The 22169-nt window shown below is 62.9% G+C and carries 20 protein-coding genes; 13 read left to right on the top strand and 7 right to left on the bottom strand.

Features of this window, described 5'->3' with window-relative positions; genetic code table 11:
• The first annotated feature begins 104 nt into the window (after positions 1-104).
• From EN850_RS24170 to EN850_RS24225, 12 genes are all read left to right on the top strand, one after another.
• Positions 105-1538: a UbiA family prenyltransferase gene (locus tag EN850_RS24170; RefSeq protein ID WP_136092415.1), complete on the top strand. Its 1434-nt coding sequence runs from the start codon at positions 105-107 to the stop codon at positions 1536-1538.
• A 2-nt stretch (positions 1539-1540) separates the two neighbouring features.
• Complete coding sequence (locus EN850_RS24175) at positions 1541-2890, top strand: FAD-binding oxidoreductase (protein WP_136092416.1); 1350 nt, start codon at positions 1541-1543, stop codon at positions 2888-2890.
• A gap of 124 nt (positions 2891-3014) precedes the next feature.
• Entirely contained in the window at positions 3015-3449 is a 435-nt protein-coding gene (locus EN850_RS24180) for an EamA family transporter (protein ID WP_136092417.1), read from the top strand.
• Positions 3446-4453 (top strand): NAD(P)-dependent oxidoreductase, encoded by a 1008-nt coding sequence (locus EN850_RS24185; RefSeq protein WP_136092418.1) that lies wholly within the window; start codon positions 3446-3448, stop codon positions 4451-4453. Before EN850_RS24180 ends, EN850_RS24185 begins: the two co-directional genes overlap by 4 nt.
• A gap of 69 nt (positions 4454-4522) precedes the next feature.
• Positions 4523-5986 carry an aspartate aminotransferase family protein gene (locus tag EN850_RS24190; RefSeq protein WP_189343754.1) on the top strand — a complete coding sequence of 488 codons (1464 nt, stop codon included), beginning with the start codon at positions 4523-4525 and terminating at the stop codon, positions 5984-5986.
• A gap of 21 nt (positions 5987-6007) precedes the next feature.
• Positions 6008-7240, top strand: coding sequence for a hypothetical protein (locus EN850_RS24195; protein WP_136092419.1), 1233 nt, complete (start codon positions 6008-6010; stop codon positions 7238-7240).
• Positions 7237-7995: an FkbM family methyltransferase gene (locus EN850_RS24200; RefSeq protein WP_136092420.1), complete on the top strand. Its 759-nt coding sequence runs from the start codon at positions 7237-7239 to the stop codon at positions 7993-7995. Before EN850_RS24195 ends, EN850_RS24200 begins: the two co-directional genes overlap by 4 nt.
• Positions 7996-8144: 149 nt before the next feature.
• Positions 8145-10706 (top strand): FAD-dependent oxidoreductase, encoded by a 2562-nt coding sequence (locus EN850_RS24205; RefSeq protein WP_136092421.1) that lies wholly within the window; start codon positions 8145-8147, stop codon positions 10704-10706.
• A 94-nt stretch (positions 10707-10800) separates the two neighbouring features.
• The gene (locus EN850_RS24210; protein WP_189591221.1) at positions 10801-11649 is read left to right on the top strand and encodes a DUF1194 domain-containing protein; all 849 of its coding nucleotides are present in this window, start codon (positions 10801-10803) and stop codon (positions 11647-11649) included.
• A gap of 113 nt (positions 11650-11762) precedes the next feature.
• Entirely contained in the window at positions 11763-12713 is a 951-nt protein-coding gene (locus tag EN850_RS24215; protein WP_127279860.1) for an ABC transporter substrate-binding protein, read from the top strand.
• A 68-nt stretch (positions 12714-12781) separates the two neighbouring features.
• On the top strand, positions 12782-13555 hold the full coding sequence (locus tag EN850_RS24220; RefSeq protein ID WP_136092423.1) for an ABC transporter permease: 774 nt from the start codon (positions 12782-12784) through the stop codon (positions 13553-13555).
• A complete protein-coding gene (locus EN850_RS24225; RefSeq protein ID WP_136092424.1) occupies positions 13552-14337 on the top strand; it encodes an ABC transporter ATP-binding protein in 786 nt (261 codons plus the stop codon). The genes EN850_RS24220 and EN850_RS24225 overlap by 4 nt, the downstream gene beginning before the upstream one ends.
• Positions 14338-14375: 38 nt before the next feature.
• On the opposite strand, the gene EN850_RS24230 is transcribed toward EN850_RS24225, so the two are convergent.
• The 3 genes from EN850_RS24230 to EN850_RS24240 form a co-directional block, all read right to left on the bottom strand.
• The gene (locus EN850_RS24230) at positions 14376-15314 is read right to left on the bottom strand and encodes a GlxA family transcriptional regulator (RefSeq protein WP_348630721.1); all 939 of its coding nucleotides are present in this window, start codon (positions 15312-15314) and stop codon (positions 14376-14378) included.
• A gap of 404 nt (positions 15315-15718) precedes the next feature.
• Positions 15719-15853, bottom strand: a complete 135-nt coding sequence (locus EN850_RS37770) for a hypothetical protein (RefSeq protein WP_127281166.1) — start codon at positions 15851-15853, stop codon at positions 15719-15721.
• 350 nt (positions 15854-16203) lie between these two features.
• On the bottom strand, positions 16204-16389 hold the full coding sequence (locus EN850_RS24240; protein ID WP_127280941.1) for a hypothetical protein: 186 nt from the start codon (positions 16387-16389) through the stop codon (positions 16204-16206).
• Between the two features lie 219 nt (positions 16390-16608).
• Between EN850_RS24240 and EN850_RS24245 the strand changes: the two genes are divergently transcribed.
• Positions 16609-17508, top strand: a complete 900-nt coding sequence (locus EN850_RS24245) for a LysR substrate-binding domain-containing protein (RefSeq protein ID WP_015317416.1) — start codon at positions 16609-16611, stop codon at positions 17506-17508.
• Here EN850_RS24245 and EN850_RS24250 read toward each other — a convergent pair whose 3' ends face one another.
• The 4 genes from EN850_RS24250 to EN850_RS24265 all read right to left on the bottom strand — a co-directional run bounded on the left by EN850_RS24250 (position 17509) and on the right by EN850_RS24265 (position 22140).
• Complete coding sequence (locus EN850_RS24250) at positions 17509-18489, bottom strand: alpha/beta hydrolase (RefSeq protein ID WP_136092425.1); 981 nt, start codon at positions 18487-18489, stop codon at positions 17509-17511.
• Between the two features lie 232 nt (positions 18490-18721).
• On the bottom strand, positions 18722-18907 hold the full coding sequence (locus EN850_RS36455; RefSeq protein ID WP_167531375.1) for a hypothetical protein: 186 nt from the start codon (positions 18905-18907) through the stop codon (positions 18722-18724).
• Between the two features lie 178 nt (positions 18908-19085).
• Positions 19086-21215: an ASKHA domain-containing protein gene (locus EN850_RS24260; RefSeq protein ID WP_135866668.1), complete on the bottom strand. Its 2130-nt coding sequence runs from the start codon at positions 21213-21215 to the stop codon at positions 19086-19088.
• Positions 21166-22140: a methyltetrahydrofolate cobalamin methyltransferase gene (locus EN850_RS24265; RefSeq protein WP_135866672.1), complete on the bottom strand. Its 975-nt coding sequence runs from the start codon at positions 22138-22140 to the stop codon at positions 21166-21168. Before EN850_RS24265 ends, EN850_RS24260 begins: the two co-directional genes overlap by 50 nt.
• Positions 22141-22169 lie beyond the last annotated feature (29 nt).

Below are 22169 nucleotides of genomic sequence, written 5' to 3' on the forward strand. Positions count from 1 at the left end.
ACGTTCGCTAGGCGATCCCCCGCTATACCACTGTCCAAGACGCCGAAATACGGCGCTCAACGGGTTCCGGTTTCCGGATCATATGCTGGCAGGGCAGGACGGGCATGGACGCGCGGTCGGACAGGAACGCAATACCGCTTGCGGTCGATCTCGACGGCACGCTGATCGCGACCGACCTGTTGTGGGAAGGACTGTTCATCCTCCTCAAGAAGAACCCGCTCTATCTTTTCCTGGTGCCTTTCTGGGCGGCCGGGGGACCGGCACGGCTGAAGCAGGCGATCGCCCAGCGCGTCGACATCGACCCCGCCATGCTGCCCTATCGGGCGCCGCTGCTCGACCGGCTCCGCACCGAGCACGCCGAAGGCCGCAAGCTCGTGCTGGCCACCGGCACGCCGCGCAAGTTCGCCGATGCCATTGCCGTCCATCTCGGCATCTTCGACCGGGTGCTGGCCACCGACGGCCTCGACAATCTCACTTCGGGCAAGAAGCGCGCCTCGCTCCTCGCAGCCTATGGCGATGCCGGTTTCGACTATGCCGGCAACAGCCGCCATGACCTCCAGGTCTTCGACGCGGCGCGCAGCGCGATCGTGGTGGCGCCGGACCGCCATGCCGCGCGCTGGCAGGCGGCGCATGGCGCCGAAACGATGCCGGCTCCGAAGCCGACATTGCGGACCATCATCAAGATGCTGCGCGTCCACCAATGGCTGAAGAATTCGCTGATCGCCGTGCCGATGATGCTGTCGCACGAATATTTCAACTCCAACATGATCTGGGAATGCCTGCTGGCGTTCGTCTCGTTCAGCGCCGTTGCCTCGGCGATCTATATCCTCAACGACTTCTTCGACCTTGCGCTCGACCGCAAGCACGTCACTAAGCGCAACAGGCCGTTCGCCAGCGGCGCGCTCTCGATCCCGTTCGGCCTTGGCGCGATCGCGGTGCTGCTGGCGATCGGCGTCGGCACCGGCTGCCTTCTGCCGATCGAATTCCTCGGAGTGCTCGGCAGCTATATGGTCGTCTCCACGGCCTATTCGCTGTCGTTCAAGCGGATGCTTCTGGTCGACGTACTGACGCTCGCCGGGCTGTATACGATCCGTGTGCTGGCGGGCGCGGCCGCCACAGGCGTCGACGTCTCGTTCTGGCTGCTCGCCTTCTCGATCTTCTTCTTCCTGTCGCTGGCGCTGGTGAAGCGCTTCGTCGAATTGCGCACCACCGCCATTCCGCCAGGAGAACGCATTGCCGGCCGCGGCTATCGCACCGAAGACCAGGAGATCGTCGCCCAGGCCGGCATGGCTTCGGCCTTCTCCTCGGCGCTGGTGCTGGCGCTCTACATGGACAGCGTCGCGGTGCGCGAACTCTATCCGCATCCCTGGCTGATCTGGCCGCTGGCGCCGATCGTACTCTACCTCACCATGCGTGTCTGGATCCTGGCGCGCCGCGACGAAATGCACGATGACCCGGTCGTCTTCATCATACGCGACTGGCGTAGCCAGATCGTGGTGGCGATCGGCGCCGTGTTGCTGGTCATCGGGGGCTGGTAGGCATGGCCGAACGCTTCCAGAGCTTTGGCCTTGCCACGCCGCCGGCGGCAAGGGCGATGCATGCCGATGACGCCATTGCACTGCTGAAAGGCGGCCAGGCCAGGCAAGCATCGTTGCTTGCCTATGGCAATGGCCGGTCCTATGGCGATTCCTGCCAGAACCAGGCGGGCACGGTCATCGACATGCGGTCCCTGAACCGCATTCGCGGCTTCAACGCCGAGAGCGGCCTGCTCGAAGCGGATGCCGGTGTGCTGCTCGCGGATGTCATTGCACATGCCGCGCCTCACGGTTTCTTTCCGGCGGTGGTCCCCGGCACACAATTCGTCACGCTCGGCGGCGCCATCGCCAACGATGTCCATGGCAAGAACCATCACCGGCGCGGCACGTTCGGTTGCCATGTGGAAAGCTTCACCCTGCTGCGGTCGGACGGGCGTAGCTATCGCTGCTCGGCGACCGAAAATCCGCGTCTGTTTCGGGCGACCATCGGGGGCATGGGCCTCACGGGCCTGATTCTGTCGGCCTCGATCCGGCTGATGCGGGTTCCGTCGCTCGACATCATCGAAAAGACGGCGCGGTTTCGCGATCTCGGCGAATATTTCGACCTTGCCGAGGCTGCGGACCAGGCCAATGAATATGCCGTCGCCTGGATCGACCAACTTGCCCGTGGCCGCGACAGCGGACGGGGCTTGCTGTTTACCGGCAACCACGCCGAGCATGGCTCGCACGCGGCCGCGCGTGCAAACGGGAAATTCTCGGTGCCGTTCCAGCCGCCTTTCAACGTGCTCAGCCGGCCGTTCCTGACCGCGTTCAACGCTGCCTACAGGTGGAAAAAACGCCCGGCTACCGTGCCGCGCCAGGTCGAATACCAGGGCTTTTTCTTCCCGCTCGACGGTTTGCACGACTGGAACAGGCTCTATGGCCCGAAGGGGCTGTTCCAGCATCAAAGCGTGGTCCCGGAAGAGGCGGCGCGCGCGATCGTGCCGGCATTGCTGACGGCTGCCCGCCAGGCCAGGCAGGGGTCCTTCCTCACCGTCCTGAAGCGCTTCGGCGGAGTCCGCTCGCCGGCACTGCTGTCGTTCCCGAGGCCGGGCTACACGCTGACGCTGGACTTCCCCAACAGGGGAGCGGCGACGCTTGCCCTGCTCGGCGAGCTCGACCGCATGACAATCGCGGCCGGGGGGGCGGTCAACCCATACAAGGATGCACGCATGTCGGCTGCGACCTTCAGCGCTTCGTTCCCGGACTGGCCGAGACTGGAAGCGTTGCGCGATCCCGCCTTCATGTCCGATTTCTGGGCGCGCACGGCCGGGAGCATCGACCACAGGCGCCGCGGCGCCGAGGCGGCCGAATAGATAAAATTGGAATGAATCACGGTTTCTGAGCGCTTAACGGCAAGGTTTGCTCAAAATAGTCTCGTGAGTTCACGAAATCTTTTCAGGTTTGTATTACCTGATATTGCGGGGGTGGCGGGTTGAAATGAAATATATCGTCTTCATTCTCTTTACGGTCATGACCAATGCCGCCGCGCAGCTTATGCTGAAGCAAGGCATGATTTCGCTCGGACCGATTTCGTTCGAGGGCACCAATCCGGTGATCAAGCTGTTGCAGATCGTCTTCAGCCCCTGGGTCTTCCTTGGCCTGTGCACCTTCGTCATTTCGATGGTTTCGCACCTCTATGTGCTTTCCAAAGTCGAACTCTCCTTTGCCTATCCGTTTCTCAGCCTGGCTTACGTCGCCGTCGCGATCTTCGCCTATTTCGTGTTCCGCGAGGATCTCAACGGCTGGCGCATCGCCGGCATCGCCTGCATCTGCGTCGGCACGGTGCTGATCGCGCAAAGTGGGCGAGGGCATGAGGAGCAGAGCGCGTCCATCACCTCCGACAAGATACAAGCAAACGAGATCGTTCGATGAGACATGTGATTTTCGGCGGTGACGGCTTCGTCGGCCGCCACCTTGCGCCGAAGCTTGTGGCTGATGGTGAGGAAGTCGTCGTCGTCGACATCGCCAAGAGCGACCTTGCGCATTACCGCAATGTCCGCTTCATCAAGTGCGACGTCACCGACACGGGCTCGGTTGCCGCGGTCGGGCTGAAAGCCGACGACATGGTCTACAATTTGTCGGCCAAGATGCTGTCGCCTATCCAGGTGCGTGCCAAGCGGCACGACTTCTTCTTTCCGGTCAACGTCCACGGCACCGAGCACATCATGCAGGCCATGGACAAGGCTGGCGCGCCGAAGCTTGTCCACTACACGACCGACATGATCTACGGCCACACGGTCACCCAGCCGATGACCGAGGAGCATCCGGTCGCGCCGCTCGGCGAATATGGCTGGTCGAAGCAGAAGACCGAGGAACTGGCCGCCGAATGGCGCAGGCGCGGCATGTCGATCTCGCTGTTTCGTCCGCGCCTGATCATCGGACCCGGCCGGCTCGGCATCCTGGAAAAGCTGTTCAAGCTGATCGACTGGAGTTTTCCGGTGCCGATGATCGGTTCGGGCCGCAACCCTTATCAATTCATCTCGGTGTTCGACTGCGCCGAGGCCGCACGCGCGGCCTGGAAGGCCGGTGTGCCCAACGAGGCCTATAATCTCGGCTCGCTCAACCCGCCGCCGGTGAGAAAATTGCTCGGCGACCTGATCCGGCATGCCGGCTCGAAGTCGATCCTGCTGCCTACGCCCGGCTGGGCGGTCAAGCGCACGCTCGACCTGCTCGATCTCATCAACCTGCCGATCATGAATCCCGAGCAATATCTGATCGCCGACGAGGAATGCGTGCTCGACGTATCCAAGGCCGAGCGCCAGCTCGGCTGGGTGCCGCAATACCGCGACGAGGACATGCTGATCGCCGCCTACAGCGAATACCGCGCCAAGAAGGCAGGTCCCGCTGTCGCCACCAAACATGTGCCCGGCGAATAGCGGCCTGCCAACACAGTTTATTGCGCACGACGCTGGTCGGAGCGCTGACAGGAGATTGAAATGACCGTCATGGCCAAGCCGGAGCAGACGAATACGCGCACCCTGGTCAGCGCGCCGACGCTGTCGCCCGCCACCATCGCCAAGCCCGACCTGATCAGCGTCGAGCAGGCCAAGGCGATGGATGTCGCAGGGATGACCGACCTGTTCAAGGCGCATCTCAACCCGGGCCAGCTGCATTTCATGAAGTTGCTCGGCTTCCACAAGATCAAGATCGAGCGTGCCGAGGGCATGTTCTACATCGACCAGAACGGCCGCAAGATCCTCGATTTCTTCGGCGGCTTCGGTTCGTTGGCCTTCGGCCACAACCATCCGCGCATTCTGGAAGTCCGCAAAAAATTCCAGGAGGAAAAGCGGCAGGAAATCGCCATCGCCTTCATGTCGCAATATGCGGCCGCGTTGGCGCACAACATCGCCAAATGCTCGCCTGGCGATCTCGATATGGTGTTCCTCGGCTCGTCCGGCTCGGAAGCGATGGAAGCGGCGGTGAAGCTCGCCGAGCGCGCCGCCGGTCCGAAGCGGCCGAAGATCGTCTATGCTGAGAATTCCTTCCACGGCAAGACCAAGGGTGTGCTGGGCATCACCGACGGCCAGCTCTATCGCGCCGACTTCAAGATGGCCGACAACACGGTGCGCATTCCCTTCGCCGACGTCGAAGCCGTGGAGCGCCTGTTCCGCTCCGATCCGGAAGTCGGCGTCATCGTGCTGGAAACCATCCAGGGCGGCGGCGGCATCATTCAGGCGCCGACTGAATACTGGCAAAAGCTGCGGGCGCTGTGCGACCAGTATGGCGTGCTGTGGGTCGCCGACGAAGTCCAGTGCGGCTATGGCCGCTCGGGCCGCTTCTATGCCTTCGAGCATTACGGCGTCGTGCCTGACGTGACGGCATTGGCCAAGTCGCTTGGCGCCGGCAAGGCAGCGGTCGGTGCGATGATTGCGCGCCGCGAAATCTACATGAAGGCCTACGGCACGCCGAAGACGGCGATGATCCATGCCATGGCCACCTTCGGTGGCATGGGCGAGGCGTGCGCCACCGCGATCGAGGGCATCAACGTGCTCTACGACGAGGGGCTGATCGACAACGCCGCCGTCACCGGCGATTACCTGCTGCAGCGCCTGCAGGCGCTCAGGGAAAAATACCCCAAGATCATCAAGGACGTGCGCGGCAAGGGTTTCATGATTGGCCTGGAGTTCCACGACTTCTCGCAGACCTTGCCTATGGTACTGCGCCCCATCGTCAGCGTGCTCGACGACAAGCTGAAGGGCTCGCTGTCCGGCTTCGTCGGCGCGCTGTTGTTGCGCGACTATGACGTGCTCGTCGCCTTCACCGAATACAACCGCAACGTCATCCGGCTGGAGCCGCCGCTGATCTGCCAGCGCGAGCATGTCGACCGCTTCGTCGACGCCTTCGACAGCCTTTTGTCGCGCGGCATCGTGGCGATCGTGAAGGATTTCGTCAAAAGCCAAGTCCGTTAACGAGGTTCGCTGAACACTGTCATGCTGACCAAGTCGCCCTCTGCAAAGAATCCACTCGACCGGCTCGTCGAGGCCGGTCTGGCGTGGGGTGAGGGAACTTATGCGCGGCTGGCGGCTCCGATCGGCGCCGCGGCTTTCGCGCTCTATATCCTTCTGACGGCGTTCACGGCCTGGGTGATGCCCGACGCCAACTGGGACATGCTGCCCTATCTCGCCATATCGGAGGAGAGCACCTACCCCGATGCGCAAGTGCTGCATGACTATACCTACGACACCGTCAAATCGGGTGTCTCGGCCGGCGACTACAAGGCGCTGACCGACGATGGCGGCGGCTTCCGCAGCCACATGGCGCAGAACGCCGCCGACTTCCATTCGCTGCTCGGCATGTACCGGATCAAGTTCCTCTATGCCGAAATCCTGTCGACGCTAAGCGGGGTGATGTCACCGGTCGAGGCGATGCGTCTGGTGCAGGTGTTTTCGGCACTGCTGTTCGGCGCGATCACGCTGCTCTGGCTGCGTTCGCAAAACGCATTGGCCCTGGCGCCGGTGGTCGGCGCGGTGCTGATCATGGCCGATTTCGGCGATGCGGCGCGCGCCTCGACGCCGGATCTGCTCACCTCGGCGCTGCTGCTCGGCGGGCTCTACGCCTACGTCAGAGGCCGCGAGGCGGCGACGGCGATCCTGCTCTTTCTCGCCTTCATGGTGCGACCGGACAATATTGTTTTCCTTGCTTTTTTCGCTGTGCTGCTGGTCGTCTTCCGGCAGCAGGCATTGGGCGCGCTGGCCGGCTTTGCCGCGTCCTTCATTGCCTATTTCGCCATTTCGCACTGGGCCCATCATCCCGGCTGGTGGCCGCATCTTTGGTTCTCCAGCATCGAACAGCACTACAATATGGACGGGTTCGAGCCGGCCTTCTCGGTCATCGCCTATCTCAGGGCGTTCGCCACGTCGCTGCTGCGCGCCGTCAACCTGAACAGTTGGATCGGCGTTTCGGTGCTGGCGCTGGCCGGCTGGTATGCGGCGAGCCGTGCCGGCTTCAAGCTCGATCGCCGCGCCGGTATCCTTTTCGCGGCGCTGGTGCTCGGCGCGCTAGCCAAATTCACCGTCTTTCCGATCCACGATACGCGCATTTATTTCCCGCATCTGATCCCGCCATTCCTGCTGCTGGCGCCGCTCTTCATGGAACTGTGGGCGGCGGTCGCCCGTGGCCAGCATCGCACCGCCTTGCACGTCATTCCCGGAGACAAATCATGAGTTCGGTTTCCAGCCTGGCGCGCATTGCCCTGTCGCTTGGCCTTCCCGCCGGCCTGCTCGATCGCGGGCCGTCACTGCGCGGCACCAAATTCCTGGTCAAAGCGGCGCTGAGGGCGCATTTCGGTGTTGGCGGCCGGCCATTCCAGATGGTCAATGTCGGCGCCTGCGATGGCGCGCTGTTCGATGACGTGACGCCCTGGCTGCACCGCATCCCAAGGGCCCGCGCCGTGCTGGTCGAGCCGATCCCGTACAATCAGAAGCGGCTACGCGCCAACTATCCAGATACGGAGCGCTTCATCATCGAGCCTGTGGCGGTGACCAAGACCAAGGGCACCATCACCGTCCACACTTTCGATGCCGCTGCCCTGGAGGCCGGCACGCTGCCGATCGAGTTCATCGGTTGCTCGTCGGTGACCGACACCAATTTGATGTCGGGCAAGAACGCCTGGGGCGAGGCCGATGCCAACTTCAACAAGTTCGCGCCGCATCTGAAAGACATCGAGGTGCCGTCGGAGACCTTGCAGACATTGCTCGACCGTAACGGCGTCAGCCATATCGACGCCTTCCTCGTCGATTGCGAAGGCGCCGACTGGATCGTCTTCGAACAGCTCGACCTCAAGCGCTACCGTCCCGGCATGATCAAGATCGAGGTCGGTGCGCTGCCCGCCCCGGAAATCGGCCAGGTCGTGGTCAAGCTGAAGACCGCCGGCTACCAGGTCGGCTTCCAGGCCGAGGACGTCTGGGCGTTTGCCTGACGGTAGCTGTTTTTCCTGAGCCACGACGGGTCGCGCCGCATCCGTGGCGTGTCGCAAACAGGCGGTAGCGCAGTGCCCGCCGCCTGCATATTGTGCGCCGATCAAACGGGCGCCGACGCCGCCCGCAACAGCACTTGGAGTCGCGGGCAATGGCAGAATTTCCGAAAAAGGCGAAGGTCGTCATCATTGGCCTCGGCGGCATTGTCGGTGCATCGATCGCTCATCATCTGATCGAACGCGGCTGGGACGACATTGTCGGCATCGACAAGTCGGGCATCCCGACCGATATCGGCTCGACCGCGCATGCGTCGGACTTCTGCTACACCACCAGCCACGATTTCCTGTCATGCTGGACGACGCTCTATTCCATCGATTTCTACGAGAAGATGGGCCATTACGCGCGTGTCGGCGGCCTCGAGGTCGCCCGCGTCGGCGACGACAGCCGCATGGACGAGATCAAGCGCAAGATCGCTTCGGCCAAGGCCTTCGGCACGCGCGCCCGGCTGATCGAACCAGCCGAGATCAAGGAAAAATTCCCGCTGATCGAAGAGGATCTGGTGCAGGGCGGCCTGTGGGATCCGGACGCCGGGCTGGTCATCCCGCGCTCCCAGACCGTTGCCGGCAAGCTGGTCGACCAGGCGGAAGCGTCCGGCAAGCTCAAATCCTTCGCCAACACGCCGGCGAAGTCGCTTGTCGTCAAGGACGGCCGCATCAGCGCCGTGGTGACCGACCGCGGCACGATCGAGGCCGACTATGTCATCGTCTGCGCCGGCATCTGGGGACGGCTGATCGCCGAGATGGTCGGCGAGGATCTGCCGGTCATGCCGATCGACCATCCGCTGACCTTCTTCGGGCCCTACACCGAGTTTGCCGGCACCGGCAAGGAGATCGGCTGGCCACTGCTGCGCGACCAGGGCAACTCGGCCTATATGCGCGACACCGGCGACCCCAGGACCGCCGAGGGCGGCCAGATCGAATGGGGCTATTACGAGGAGACCAATCCTCGCCTCTGCCACCCGCGCGATCTGCTTGAGAAGGACCAGGCACGGCTGTCGCCGTCACAGCGCGATCTCGATATGGAGCAGATCCTGGCGCCGCTGGAACGCGCCATGGAACTGACGCCGATCCTGGGCGAACTCGGCTACAACGAAGGCCATTCCTTCAACGGCCTGCTGCAGGTGACCGCCGATGGCGGGCCGTCGATGGGCGAGAGCCAGAAGGTGAGGGGTCTCTGGTACGCCGTCGCCATCTGGGTCAAGGACGGCCCCGGCATGGGCAAGCTGATCGCCGACTGGATGACCGACGGCCGCACCGCGATCGACCATCACGCCATCGATTATGCACGCTTCTACCCGCATCAGACCAAGGAGCAGTTCATCTGGGATCGCTGCACCGAGACGGCGATGAAGGTCTACAATCCGGCGGTGCATCCGCGCGAACCCTTCTCCAAGGGCCGCAACATCAGGCGCTCGCCGTTCTGGGAGCGCGAGAAGGAACTGGGCGGCTATTTCATGGAGCTCGGCGGCTGGGAGCGCGCGCATGGTTACGCCGCCAACGAGCATCTGCTCGAGAAGTATGGCAACCGGGTGCCCGTGCGCGAGAACGAGTGGGACAACCGCCACTTCTGGCGCGTCTCGAACGCAGAGCATTTGGCGATGAGCGAGGATTGCGGCATCGTCAACCTCTCGCATTTCTCGATGTATGACATCGAGGGACCCGACCATGTCGCACTGCTGGAATGGCTGTGCGCGGCCAAGATCGGCGGCGACAACAACATCGGCAAGGGCATCTACACCCACTTCCTCGATGAGGAAGGCATGGTGCGCGCCGACTTCACCGTGATCCGCATGGCCGACCGCTGCCGGCTGATCGACGGCGCCGATGCCGGGCCGCGCGACTTCCAGTACATGCGCCGCACGGCTCAGGACAAAGGGTTCGATGTCACCATCACCGATGTGACCGAGAAGTACGTCACCATCGGCATCTGGGGGCCGAACGCCCGCACCACCTTGCAAAAGGTGGTCGAGAACCCGGATGGGCTTTCACCGGAGAATTTTCCATTCGCGGCCATCAAGCCGGTCCGCATCGGTGGCAAGGATGTCACCGCGTTCCGCATATCCTATGTCGGCGAGCAAGGCTGGGAACTGCATATGCGCTACGAGGATGGCCTCGCCGTCTGGGACGCGCTGCGCTCGACCGGCGTCATGCCGTTCGGTGTCGAGACCTATGCCAACACCCGCCGCATGGAAAAGAGCCTGCGGTTGCAGAATGCCGACCTCTTGACCGAGTACAATCTGCTCGAGGCCGATCTCGCCCGTCCGAAGGTCAAGGAGAACGATTTCTGCGGCAAGGCCAAGCATGTCGAATACCGCGAACGCGCGCATCAGCCGGCCATGCTGTGCACGCTGGTGATGACCGAGAATACGGATTCCAGGGGTGTTGCCCGTTATCCCGTCGGCATCATGCCGGTAATTGACCCGGAGAGCGGAGAAACGCTGGTCGACGAACTCGGCCGTCGCTCCTTCACCACATCGGTCGCCTACGGCCCGACGATCGGCAAGAACATCGCGCTCGCCTATCTGCCCCGGGCCTATGCGCAGGAGGGCCGCAAGCTCATGGTCGAGTATTTCGGCGAGACCTATCCGGTCGAAGTCGCCGGCGTCGGTTACAGGCCGCTTTACGACCCGGAAAATCTGAAGCCGCGGAGCTGATCGCCCAGCGGTAGGGCTCGCATAGATTGGATCAGCCCGGCCACGGCCGGGCTTTTCTCTTTTTCGGTGGACGATTCTCGCTTACCCTTGCGCAATGTCTGGTTTGCCCTGCGCAAGACATCTGCTTTCCGCCTCTGCTGCACTGGCGTTGGTGCTCTGGCTGGCGCCAACGTCCCGCGCGGACGAGCCGGTCGATGTCGAGCTGGTGCTGGCGGTGGACGTTTCGCTGTCGATGTCGGCGGAGGAGCTGGAGATTCAGCGCCATGGTTACGCGGCGGCGCTGACGCATGACAATGTGCTGCAGGCGATCGCCGATGGCGCCTATGGCAAGATCGCCGTCACCTATGTCGAATGGGCCGGCACCAGCTGGCAACGCGTCATCGTGCCGTGGACGGTGATCGCGACCCGGGCCGACGCGGAGCGGGTGGTGGCGCAATTGTCGGCCCAGCCGCCCAACAGCGCGCGGCGCACCTCGATCTCCGGCGCGCTTGGGTTCGGCAGCGACCTTTTCGCCGAAAGCGGCTACCAGGGAACCAAGCGCGTCATCGACATTTCGGGCGACGGGCCAAACAACCAGGGCGCGCCGGTCAATCTCGTCCGCGACGGGGTGGTCAGGCAAGGCATCGTCATCAACGGCCTGCCGCTGATGACCCGAGGCGGCTTTTCCGGCGTCTATGACGTCAATGATCTCGACCGCTACTACAGTGATTGCGTCATTGGCGGCGCCGGCGCCTTCATGATCCCGGTCAACGACTGGACGCAATTTCCCGAAGCCATCCGCCGCAAGCTGGTGCTGGAGCTTGCCGGCCCGGCGTCACCGCAATGGGCGGCGGAGGAGGCGGATCACCCGCCAGTGGTGCTGGCGCAGGACAAGCCCGCCGCCGACTGCCAGATCGGCGAGAAAATGTGGCGCAACCGCAACTGGATGCCCGACAGCCGGTAGGGCAATCCCAAACCGGGTTGTCGGCTGCTTTCCGCGCGAACACGTTCCTGTTGATTGACAAGCCCATCGGCCTCTGTGAACAATTTCCCCCAGAAAAACAAAGGGGAACTGATATGAACAGGATAACCGTATTTGCCGCGACATTGACGCTTGCCGCGGGCTTATCCGCACCGGTGATGGCCGCCACGTCACTGACCATCGGCATCAGCGGCTGGACCGGCTTCGCGCCGCTGACACTCGCCAAGCAGGCAGGGCTGTTCGAGAAACATGGACTCGACGTGACCTTGAAGAAGGTGCCGCAGGCCAGCCGGCCGCTTGCCATCGCCAGCGGCGACCTGCAATGCGCCGCCACCACGGTCGAGACCTGGCTGGTCTGGAACGCCAGCGGGGTGACCACCAAGCAGATTTTCCAGCTCGACAAATCCTATGGTGCCGACGGCATCGTGGTGCGCAACGACATCAAGACCGTCGCCGATCTCAAGGGCAAGAACGTAGCGTCCTCCGCGCCGGGAACGTCGCCCTATTTCATGCTGGCCTGGGTGCTGAACAAGAACGGCATGTCGACCAAGGACGTGACGGTCGTCAATCTCGAGCCTGACGCGGCGGCACAAGCCTTCCTCGCCGGCCAGAATGACGCGGCTGTTACCTATGAGCCTTTCATCTCGGCCGTGCGCGACAAGGCCGACCAGGGCCATATCCTGGCGACCACGCTCGACTATCCGATGGTTCTCGATACGGTCGGCTGCACGCCCGAATTCCTCAAGGCCAATCCCGACGCCGCCAAGGCGCTTGCCGACAGCTATTTCGATGCGCTCGACCTGATCAAGAAAGATCCGCAGAAATCCTACGAGATCATGGGCGCCGACGTGAAACAGTCGGCCAAGGAATTCGAGGATTCGGCGAAGTACCTGAAATGGGCCGACAAGGCCGACAACAAGCAGTTCTTCACCAAGGAATTCCAGGACTTTTCCAAGACCGCCGGCGACCTGCTGCTGCAGATGGGGCTGATCAAGGAGGCGCCCGACGTCGCCACGCTGGCCGACACCAGCGCCGTGGCGAATTGACGGCTCAACCCCTGGATACCGTGCGGTGGCGCAGAGCGCCGCCGCCTTCCTGCTGACAAAGGACGAAGATGCGCCCCTTGCATCCTGTCTCGCCGGGCCTGCGAACAGTGCTCGGCATCTCCTTCTTCGTGCTGTTCGTGGTTTTCTGGGCCTGGATCACGCTTGGTGGCAACGTCAACCGCATCTTCCTCGCCGATCCGCTGTCGATGCTGCGGGATGGCTGGCGGCTGCTGGTCGAGGATCGTTTCTGGCTCGACATACTGATCACCATCTGGCGGGTCTTCGGCGGCTTTGTGCTGGCCTCGGTCGTCGCCGTGCCGCTCGGCATCGCCATGGGCGCCTGGAAGCCGGTGGAAGCCTTTCTGGAGCCGTTCGTCTCCTTCGCCCGCTATCTGCCGGCATCGGCCTTCATTCCGCTGCTCATCCTGTGGGCGGGCATTGGCGAACTGGAAAAACTGCTCGTCATCTTCGTCGGCTCGGTGTTCCAGATCATCCTGATCATTGCTGTCAAGGTCGGATCAACGCGGCGTGACCTGGTCGAGGCGGCCTATACGCTGGGCTCGACCAACAACAGTATTGTCAAGCGGGTGATCATGCCGGCCAATGCGCCCGAAATCGCCGAGACGCTGCGGCTGGTGCTCGGCTGGGCCTGGACCTACGTCATCGTTGCCGAACTGATCGGCTCGTCGTCGGGCATCGGCTATATGATCATCAACAGCCAGTCGCGGCTGGCGACCGGGCAGATCATCTTCGGCATCATCGTCATCGGCCTGATCGGGCTGTTGTCCGACTTCGCTTTCAAGGCGTTCAACCGCTGGCTCTTTCCGTGGAGCCTGACGTGAGCAAGCTTCTCATCGAGGGTGTTTCGCGCACCTTTGCCGGCGTGCGGGGCGGAGAACCTGTCAGGGCGCTGATGCCGGTCGACCTGGCGGTCGCGGCCAATGACTTCATCACCATCCTGGGGCCGTCGGGTTGCGGAAAGTCGACGCTGTTGAGGATCGTCGCCGGTCTGGAGGCGCCAAGCGAAGGCCGCGTTCTGCTCGACGGCAAGGCGGTGACGAGACCGGGACCGGACCGCGGCATGGTCTTCCAGTCCTACACGCTGTTTCCCTGGCTCACGGTCGCCGAAAATATCGCCTTTGGCTTGCGCGAACGCGGCATGGCCGAAGAGGAGCGGGACGGGATCGTCGCCTCCTATGTTGATCTCGTCGGCCTGAAAGGGTTCGAGAACCATTGGCCGAAGCAGCTTTCCGGCGGCATGCAGCAGCGCACGGCGATCGCCCGGGCGCTGGCCAACGATCCGGAAATCCTGTTGCTGGACGAGCCGTTCGGGGCTCTGGACAACCAGACGCGCGGGCTGATGCAGGAATTGCTGCTCGGCATATGGGAACGGCGCAAGAAGACGGTGCTGTTCGTCACCCACGACATCGAGGAGGCGATCTTCATGGCCTCGCGCGTGATCGTGATGACGGCGCGGCCCGGCCGCATCAAGTCGGATGTCGCCATCGACCTGCCGCATCCGCGCCACTACACGCTGAAGACCAGTCCGGAATTCTCGGTGTTGAAGGCACGGCTGACCGAGGACATCCGCGTCGAGGCGATGCGGACCGCCGACGTGCACTAATCGCTCACGGTTCGGTCGTTCCGCGCGTATGGTTTGGGTCAGGCCGCCAGCAATTGCTTGCGGTCGACGCGCTCCTGCTGCGGCGAGCGGGCATAGAGCTCACGGTAGCATTTCGAGAAATGCGAGGCCGAGACGAAGCCGCAGGCGACCGCCACCTCGACCACCGGCATCGACGACTGGATCAAGAGATGCCTTGCGCGGTCGAGGCGGATTTCGAGATAGTAGCGCGCAGGGGAGCGTCCCATCTCGGTTCGGAACAGGCGCTCTATCTGGCGGCGCGACAGGTCGACATGGTCGGCGATCTCGATCAGCGACAGCGGCTCGGACAGATTGGCCTCCATCAGTTCGATGATGGTCAGCACTTTCGAGTTCTGCACGCCAAGCCGGGCGCGCAGCGGCAGGCGCTGGCGGTCGGTCGGGCTGCGCACGCGGTCGGTCAGCACCTGCTCGCAGACGCGGTTGACGAGGTTCTCGTCGAAATCGTCGCCGATCAGCTTCAGCATCATGTCGAGCGCGGCGGTGCCGCCGGCGCAGGTGTAGATGTTCTGGTCGATCTCGAACAGGTCGGCAAAGACATTGGCTTTCGGGAAGGCCTCGGAAAAGCCCGGCAGGTTTTCCCAATGGATGGCGCAGCGCTTGTTCGACAACAGCCCGGCGGAGGCGAGGATATGCGCACCGGTGCACAGGCCACCCACCGCGACGCCGCGATTGTATTCCTCACGCAGCCAGGCAAAGGCCGACTTGTTCTGGTAGCGTTCGACATTGATGCCGCTGCAGACGATGGCCATGTTGGGACGATCCGGCCCCGCCATCTTCTTGCGTTCCTCTTCCAGCGAGGTGTTGACGGCGCATTCGACGCCGTTGGAGGCGCGCACCGGCTTGCCGTCGATGCTGGCAAGGCGCCAGCGATAGGCCTCGTAGCCGAGCATCCGATTGGCGGAGCGCAGCGGGTCCAGCGCGGTCGCAAAAGCGATCATGGTGAAATCGGGAACAAGGAAGAACACAAACGACCGCTTGATCGGATGCTTGACGGCGTTCACGGGGAACCTCATCTGGCCATGACGCGAACAGGATGTCGCGAATAGCATAGCGTCATCAGGAAAAACCATTCCTGTCAATCGGCTAGGTGGCTTTGGCAAGATTAAATTTGCGACATGGGTCGCAAATGGGCAATCGCCGCGCGGTGCTGCTCAAACCAGGCCACCGTCAGGTTGTGAAAAGACGATGGAAGCGCAACAAAATAAACGCCGCCTCGGCGGACCGAAGCGGCGGCAGTCAACTCTGAAGCCGTGGCAGGGGAGCGCGGCTCTGGAGGTATTTTGTGTTTCTATGCAGTCCCGAACGGAAAACCGTTACACGATTTTCCTGGAACTAGTCTTATTCAGGCGACGAAGCCGAGGCGCGCCGCAGCCATGGCGCCGGTCTGGCCAGGCATGGTCTTGGCGAGGCGCTGACGCTCGAGCGCCGTGGTCAGGTTCATTTCGCGGCGGGCGAAGAGGCGGGCAAAAAGCTTCATGATCATCTCCAATCGGTTGCTCAGACGGGTCGCCTTCGCTTGATGGAGTGGGGCAGCTCGTTTGCTGACGGTGATATAGGCTTGTGTGAGCGGAAACTAAATCGCAAAAGCGAAGCGCTTGATATGAAAAGCGACACCAAATGCGACAAATTTGGGCAGAGTGAAGCTGTCATGCCCAATATTTACGAATATTTACAGACGGTTAGCTTCAAAAACGAGCTGCTATGCGGCTTGCTCATATGCGCCATGCAGCGGCGGCATGGCTCCTGAATTCGTTTGAATGCAAATAAAATAGAGAAGGCCTGCCGGGCGGTTTGCGCGGCAGCCCTTCAGCACGGGGTACACACGATCTACTTTGCTCCAGCCCAGGATCCGACGCCATTGCGAATGCCGGTCTTGGCGTCGGAAGCTTCCGGCCAGCCGATATCCTTCTGCAACTCGATCGGCAGGGAACGGATGGCGCGTTCGGTCTGGTAGCGGGCGCGGGCCGCGTTGAATTCGGTCGCGATGCGGCCGAGGGACGACAGGATAGACATTTCGATCTCCTTTGCAGCGGCGCGGGAGGCGCCGGCAACGTGTTACGTCAGGTCTGTTTCAGCTTCATTTCATGCCGAATGCAGGTCTGCGCCGTGGTCGTTTGGTGACCGCTTTTGGCAGCATGCTGCTTCGATGGAGTTGACTATGCTCCTGATCTGATGTTCAATCAAACGAAATGGAATGATGCTTTGTATCAGAAAAATTGAAGGCTGATCGCCATGAACGCCCCACTCAATCATCCGCTGCCGCTGCTCGACCTCGACGTTTTGCGCACTTTCGTGGCGATTGCCGAGACCGGCAGTTTCACCACTGCGGCCAATGCGGTGTTCCGCACGCCGTCGGCCGTCTCCATGCAGATCAAGAAGCTGGAGGATATTCTCGGCCGCTCGGTGTTCGCGCGCGATGCGCGTTCGGTAACGCTGACCACGGACGGCGAGATGCTGCTCGGCTATGCCCGCCGGCTTTTGTCGATCAACCGCGAGGTGGTGTCGAAGTTCATCATCCCCGATATTGTCGGCGTTGTGCGGCTGGGCTCCCCCGATGACTATGGCGAGCGCGTGCTGCCGCATGTGCTGAAACGTTTCGCGCAGTCGCATCCCTCGATCGCCGTCGACGTCACCATCGACCAGAGCAGCAATCTGCGCCGCCGCATGGACGACCGGGCGCTCGACATCACGCTGTTGACGAACTCGTACAAGACCAGCGCGCTCGGCGCCGAGGTGCTTTTGACCGAGCCGATCGTGTGGGCCGGCGCCAAGGGTGGCTGCGCGCATCTGCGCGAACCTTTGCCGGTTTCGCTTTGGGAAGAAGGCTGCGCCTGGCGGGCCGGTGCGCTCGAGGCATTGGGCCGCGAGGGCCGCAATTACCGCGTCGCTTACATGAGCGCCCATACGGCCGGCCAGCGCGCCGCCATCATGGCCGACCTCGCGGTCGCGCCGCTGCCGCGTTCGTTCCTCGGCAATGACATGGTCGAACTCTGCCCGAAGGACGGCATGCCCGATATCGGCACTTACAATCTTGCCATGGTGGTGGCGCCGGACGCCAGCGCGCCGGTCAAGGCCGTCGCCGACCACATCCGCGCGACCTTCGAAGTGTTCCGGGAAACCGGCAAGTTCTGATTATCCGGGATACCCGGACTGGAGGCGCCGCTCCGCAGCCTCCGCGGAGGGCGCCTTGAACCTTGCCGCCGTGCCTTGAACGATCGGCGAAGGGCTCTCGTTGAGGAAAGCAACGATGTGTTGGCGCGCGCGCCGCGCTTCGGGCATGTCAATCAGCGGCCAAACGTGGAACATGCCTTCCTCGTAGACCAGCTCCACCTCGACACCGGCGGCGCGGGCTTTTTGTGCGAAGATCAGATTGTCGGGTGTGAGAAGATCGCGGGAGCCCGTCAGGAGCAATGTCTTCGGCAACACCGACAGATCGCCATAGACCGGGCTGATGCGCCAGTCTGCCGGATCCATGCCGGCACTATAGAGCCGGATTGCCTCCCGCCCACCGGCAATGCCCAACCATGGGTCGTTTCGCTCCGCCTCGAACACTTCGGGGTTTGCGAGCGAGACGTCGAGCCCGGGTGAAATCAGCACATGGCGCGAGGGTAGGGGCAGGCCCTCTTCCGCCGCCATCATGGTCAGTACCACCGCCATGTTGCCACCCGCGGAATCGCCCATGAAGATGATCTCTTCCGCCTCCGTCTCCTCGATCATCTGGCGATAGACATTGCCGACCATGCCGAACATGGCGTGGAAATCGTGTTCCGGTGCGATGGGATAGATCGGCACGGTGATGCCGTAGCCCAGCCGGTCGGCCATGTCGGCGATCAGATACCAGTGATAGGGCGTGATCTCAAAGACATAGGCGCCGCCGTGCAGGTAGAGAATTCGCTTGTGCTCTCCGGCCCGGGGGGCGATTTCGTAGACCGGGAAACCGTCCACGCTGCGCGTCTGGATGTCGTAACGCTGCTGCAGCGCGGCCGGTGGATGGTGATCCTCGGTTTTGCGCGCGGCCGCGATCCAGCGCCGCAGGTTTTCCGGGCTGGAAAAGGCCTGCTTGCGGCTGTGCCTGAGCACGAAGGATACGACGTGGCTTTTCAAACTTGGCATGCGGAGACACGAACTTCGGCGGCAGCCGACTAAGAGATTTCCCCCTCCAAGCGAAGATCGTGCCTTGGCCGAAAATGTCAAGATTTACGCTGTGCCCACACGCTGGTGTGATCCGCGCGCTGTCGTCGGCGCCGCGGCAAAAGCGCCGCGCGCAATCGGTTGCTGGTGGCCACCGGGGATGTGCGAGATCCCCGGCGGATGCCGAGCAATTTGCATTTGTCGGCGAACGTCATCAGCGCGTCGTACCCAGAAGCAGCGAGGCGAGCGTCACCTGCGGATCGTTCGGCGGCGATGCCGGCCAGCCGATGTCCTTCTGGACATGCGCCGGCAAGCTGTTCAGCGCGCGGATCGCCTTGTTCCTGGCATGGGCTTGCCTGATGGTCACACCGAAGCGGCCGAGATTTTCGAACATCGACATTTTCATCTCCCTTGAAGAACGGCGGTGGCCAAGGACTATCCTCGGCCGCCGTTCGATGCGGGGTAAATGCGCCTGCCATGTATCGGATGGATTTCGCGGAAGCAGCGTTTCGGTTTCCGGATCGGTTCGATCCGGAAACATTTGCATACAAATGAAATCGAGGGAGGGGCCGGCGGGCCTATTCGCGGCTGCGCCGTGCCGCGTGGCCCTCGCGCGAGCGCCGGCGCGGCGCGGCGTCGCCGGCGATGCCGTCCTCGCTCACCGTCTTGCGTGGCGGCAGTTTCACCGCCGCCGACAGTTTCGGGAACGGATCGACCTTGTTGGGCAGCGCCATGGCGTAGACGAAATGCTCCTGGAATTTCGGTTCCAGCGCTGTCTCGATCTTCTCGATCTGGCTCACCGTCTCCTCGATCTCGCGGCGGTAGCCGCGATTGAGCAGCGCCATCCGCGCGCCCGCACCGGCGGCGTTACCGACGGCCGAAACCTTGTCGAGGTCGCAGTCGGGGATCAGGCCGAGCACCATGGCGTATTTCGGATCGATGAAGGAGCCGAAGGCGCCGGCGAAATGGATGCGGTCGACATGCTCGGTGTTCTGCTTTTCCATCAACAGCTTGGTACCGGCATAGAGTGCAGCCTTGGCAAGCTGGATGGCGCGCACGTCGGTCTGGGTGATGGTGATCTTGGGTTCGCCTTCCTTCAGCACGTAGGAGAAGGTGCGGCCGTTGGCGACGACGCGCGGCGAGCGCGCGGCAAGCGAACCGTCGACGACACCGTCCTCCGAGATGATGCCGGCGAGATACATTTCCGCGACGATCTCGATGATGCCGGAGCCGCAGATGCCGGTGACGCCGGTCGCCTGCACGCTGTCGAGGAAGCCGGGTTCGTCGGACCACAGTTCCGAGCCGATGACGCGGTATTTCGGCTCCAGCGTGTCGGGATCGATGCGCACGCGCTCGATGGCGCCGGGCGCTGCCCGCTGGCCGCCTGAGATTTCGGCGCCTTCGAAGGCCGGGCCGGTGGGCGAGGAGGCAGCCACGACACGCGCGCGATTGCCGAGTACGATCTCGGCATTGGTGCCGACATCGACGATCAACATCATCTCGTCCTGGCGATGCGGGCCTTCCGACAGCGTCACCGCCGCCGCATCGGCGCCGACATGGCCGGCGATGCAAGGCAGCATATAGAGGCGCGCGCCCTGGTTGAGCTTGAGGCCGATATCGGATGCCTTGATGCGGACCGCGCCGGAGACCGCGAGCGCGAAGGGGGCTCCGCCGAGCTCGGTCGGATCGATGCCGAGGAACAGGTGATGCATGATCGGATTGCCGACGAAGACGGAATCCAGGATGTCGTTGCGCTGGACGTTGCCTTCGGCGCAGACCTTATCGACGAGGCTGGAGATCGCCTCGCGGACAGCAACCGTCATGCCTTCGCGGCCATCCGGGTTCATCATCACATAGGAGACCCGGCTCATCAGATCCTCGCCGAAGCGGATCTGCGGGTTCGACGTACCCGAAGAGGCGGCGACGCGGCCCGACAGCAGCGACACCAGATGCATGGCGATGGTGGTCGAGCCGATGTCGCAGGCCAGGCCATAGGCCTCGTTCTTGAGGCCCGGCCATAGCGCGATGACGCGCGCTATGTCGCTGTCGGCATCCTTGTGGATGGCGGCGGTGGCGGTCCAGTTGCCCTTGCGCAATATGCCCTGCACCTGCGGCAGCAGGTAGAAGTCGAATTCGAGGTTTTTAAAGCCCCAGTCCTTCATCAGCGCGATCTTGAGCCGGTCGAGATCGCCCAGGGGCTTGTGCATGTCGGGCTCTTCGATCTCGACATAACACATGCGGATCGCCGTATCGCGGGCGATCACCCTGGTGTCGGCATCCTTGCGGATGGTCTGAGCGTTGATGACGGTATCCTGCGGCACGTCGATGACGAGATCGCCGAGGATCTGCGCCGAGCAGGAGAGGCGGCGCCGTTCGGGCAGGCCGCGCACGCGCTCGTAGCGCTCTTCCTTGGGGCCTTTGGGCGAGATGTGGTCGTTTGAGGAGGTGATCTTGTGCTTGGCGAAATTGCCTTCCTGCACCTCGATCTGGCAGCGCCCGCAAGTGGCGCGCCCGCCGCACACGCTTTCGACATAGACGCCGAGCTGACGCGCGGCGTCGAGCACGGGCGTGCCGACAGGGAACCGCCCGCGCTTGCCTGACGGCATGAACAGCACGAGCGGATCGGTAATGTTTGCAGGTGAATTCACGATTGCGCGCTTATCCCCGGCCCATCCGGGCTTCACGGCCACCGCGCCGGCGGCCGCCATTGCCGCCGCCTTCGCCCGGTGCATTGACCGCTGTCGGCGCCGCCACCGGGTGACCGCCTTCGGCCGGCTTGTAGTCCTTGTAGGTGCGGATCCAGTTGGTACAGTTCTCGTCGGTGCCGTTGAGCACGTTGGCGCCGCGCACGGCTTCCATTTCCTGTGGGCGAACCGGGTTCATGATCGCCGAGGTCATGCCGGCGCCGATTACCATCGGGATGAATGCGGCGTTGATGCCATGGCGGTGCGGCAGGCCGAAGGAGATGTTGGAGAGGCCGCAGGTGGTGTTGACCTTGAGCTCCTCGCGCAGGCGGCGCAAGAGCGCGAACACCTGGCGGCCGGCATCGCCAAGCGCACCGATCGGCATGACCAGCGGGTCGACAACGACGTCGTGCGCCGGAATGCCGAAATCGGCGCAGCGCTGCACGATCTTCTTGGCGACGGCGAAGCGCACGTCCGGATCCATCGAAATGCCGGTCTCGTCATTGGAGATGGCGACGACGGGCACGTTGTATTTCTTGACCAGCGGCAGGATGGCCTCGAGTTTCTCCTCCTCGCCGGTGACGGAGTTGACCAGCGGGCGGCCCTTGGCGACCTTCAGCGCGGCCTCGATCGCGGCGGTGACGGAACTGTCGATCGACAGCGGCAGATCGACCAGGCCCTGGACGATTTCCAGCGTCTGCACCAAAAGACCAGGTTCGGTTTCGTTCGGGTTGACCGAGGTGACGCCGGCATTGACGTCGAGCATGGTGGCGCCGCAGGCGGCCTGCTCCAGCGCGTCCTTGATGACGGTCTCGAAATTGCCAACCACCATCTCGGCGGCGAGCTTCTTGCGGCCGGTCGGGTTGATGCGTTCGCCAATCACGCAGAAGGGCTGGTCGAAGCCGATGATGATTTCTCGTGTCGCCGAGGCGACGATGGTCCGGGTCATGAAATCTCTCCGTCGTGATATAAAGAGTT

The sequence above is a fragment of the Mesorhizobium sp. M8A.F.Ca.ET.207.01.1.1 genome, from assembly GCF_004794715.1.
In the GTDB taxonomy this organism is placed as follows: domain Bacteria; phylum Pseudomonadota; class Alphaproteobacteria; order Rhizobiales; family Rhizobiaceae; genus Mesorhizobium.

Excerpts from the sequence above, each read along its gene's own strand:
- EN850_RS24170 (WP_136092415.1), top strand. The coding sequence starts at position 105 with ATGGACGCGCGGTCGGACAGGAACGCAATACCGCTTGCGGTCGATCTC.
- EN850_RS24175 (WP_136092416.1), top strand. The coding sequence starts at position 1,541 with ATGGCCGAACGCTTCCAGAGCTTTGGCCTTGCCACGCCGCCGGCGGCA.
- EN850_RS24180 (WP_136092417.1), top strand. The coding sequence starts at position 3,015 with ATGAAATATATCGTCTTCATTCTCTTTACGGTCATGACCAATGCCGCC.
- EN850_RS24185 (WP_136092418.1), top strand. The coding sequence starts at position 3,446 with ATGAGACATGTGATTTTCGGCGGTGACGGCTTCGTCGGCCGCCACCTT.
- EN850_RS24190 (WP_189343754.1), top strand. The coding sequence starts at position 4,523 with ATGGCCAAGCCGGAGCAGACGAATACGCGCACCCTGGTCAGCGCGCCG.
- EN850_RS24195 (WP_136092419.1), top strand. The coding sequence starts at position 6,008 with ATGCTGACCAAGTCGCCCTCTGCAAAGAATCCACTCGACCGGCTCGTC.
- EN850_RS24200 (WP_136092420.1), top strand. The coding sequence starts at position 7,237 with ATGAGTTCGGTTTCCAGCCTGGCGCGCATTGCCCTGTCGCTTGGCCTT.
- EN850_RS24205 (WP_136092421.1), top strand. The coding sequence starts at position 8,145 with ATGGCAGAATTTCCGAAAAAGGCGAAGGTCGTCATCATTGGCCTCGGC.
- EN850_RS24210 (WP_189591221.1), top strand. The coding sequence starts at position 10,801 with ATGTCTGGTTTGCCCTGCGCAAGACATCTGCTTTCCGCCTCTGCTGCA.
- EN850_RS24215 (WP_127279860.1), top strand. The coding sequence starts at position 11,763 with ATGAACAGGATAACCGTATTTGCCGCGACATTGACGCTTGCCGCGGGC.
- EN850_RS24220 (WP_136092423.1), top strand. The coding sequence starts at position 12,782 with ATGCGCCCCTTGCATCCTGTCTCGCCGGGCCTGCGAACAGTGCTCGGC.
- EN850_RS24230 (WP_348630721.1), bottom strand. The coding sequence starts at position 15,314 with ATGATCGCTTTTGCGACCGCGCTGGACCCGCTGCGCTCCGCCAATCGG.
- EN850_RS37770 (WP_127281166.1), bottom strand. The coding sequence starts at position 15,853 with ATGAAGCTTTTTGCCCGCCTCTTCGCCCGCCGCGAAATGAACCTGACC.
- EN850_RS24240 (WP_127280941.1), bottom strand. The coding sequence starts at position 16,389 with ATGTCTATCCTGTCGTCCCTCGGCCGCATCGCGACCGAATTCAACGCG.
- EN850_RS24245 (WP_015317416.1), top strand. The coding sequence starts at position 16,609 with ATGAACGCCCCACTCAATCATCCGCTGCCGCTGCTCGACCTCGACGTT.
- EN850_RS24250 (WP_136092425.1), bottom strand. The coding sequence starts at position 18,489 with ATGCCAAGTTTGAAAAGCCACGTCGTATCCTTCGTGCTCAGGCACAGC.
- EN850_RS36455 (WP_167531375.1), bottom strand. The coding sequence starts at position 18,907 with ATGTCGATGTTCGAAAATCTCGGCCGCTTCGGTGTGACCATCAGGCAA.
- EN850_RS24260 (WP_135866668.1), bottom strand. The coding sequence starts at position 21,215 with ATGGCGGCCGCCGGCGCGGTGGCCGTGAAGCCCGGATGGGCCGGGGAT.
- EN850_RS24265 (WP_135866672.1), bottom strand. The coding sequence starts at position 22,140 with ATGACCCGGACCATCGTCGCCTCGGCGACACGAGAAATCATCATCGGC.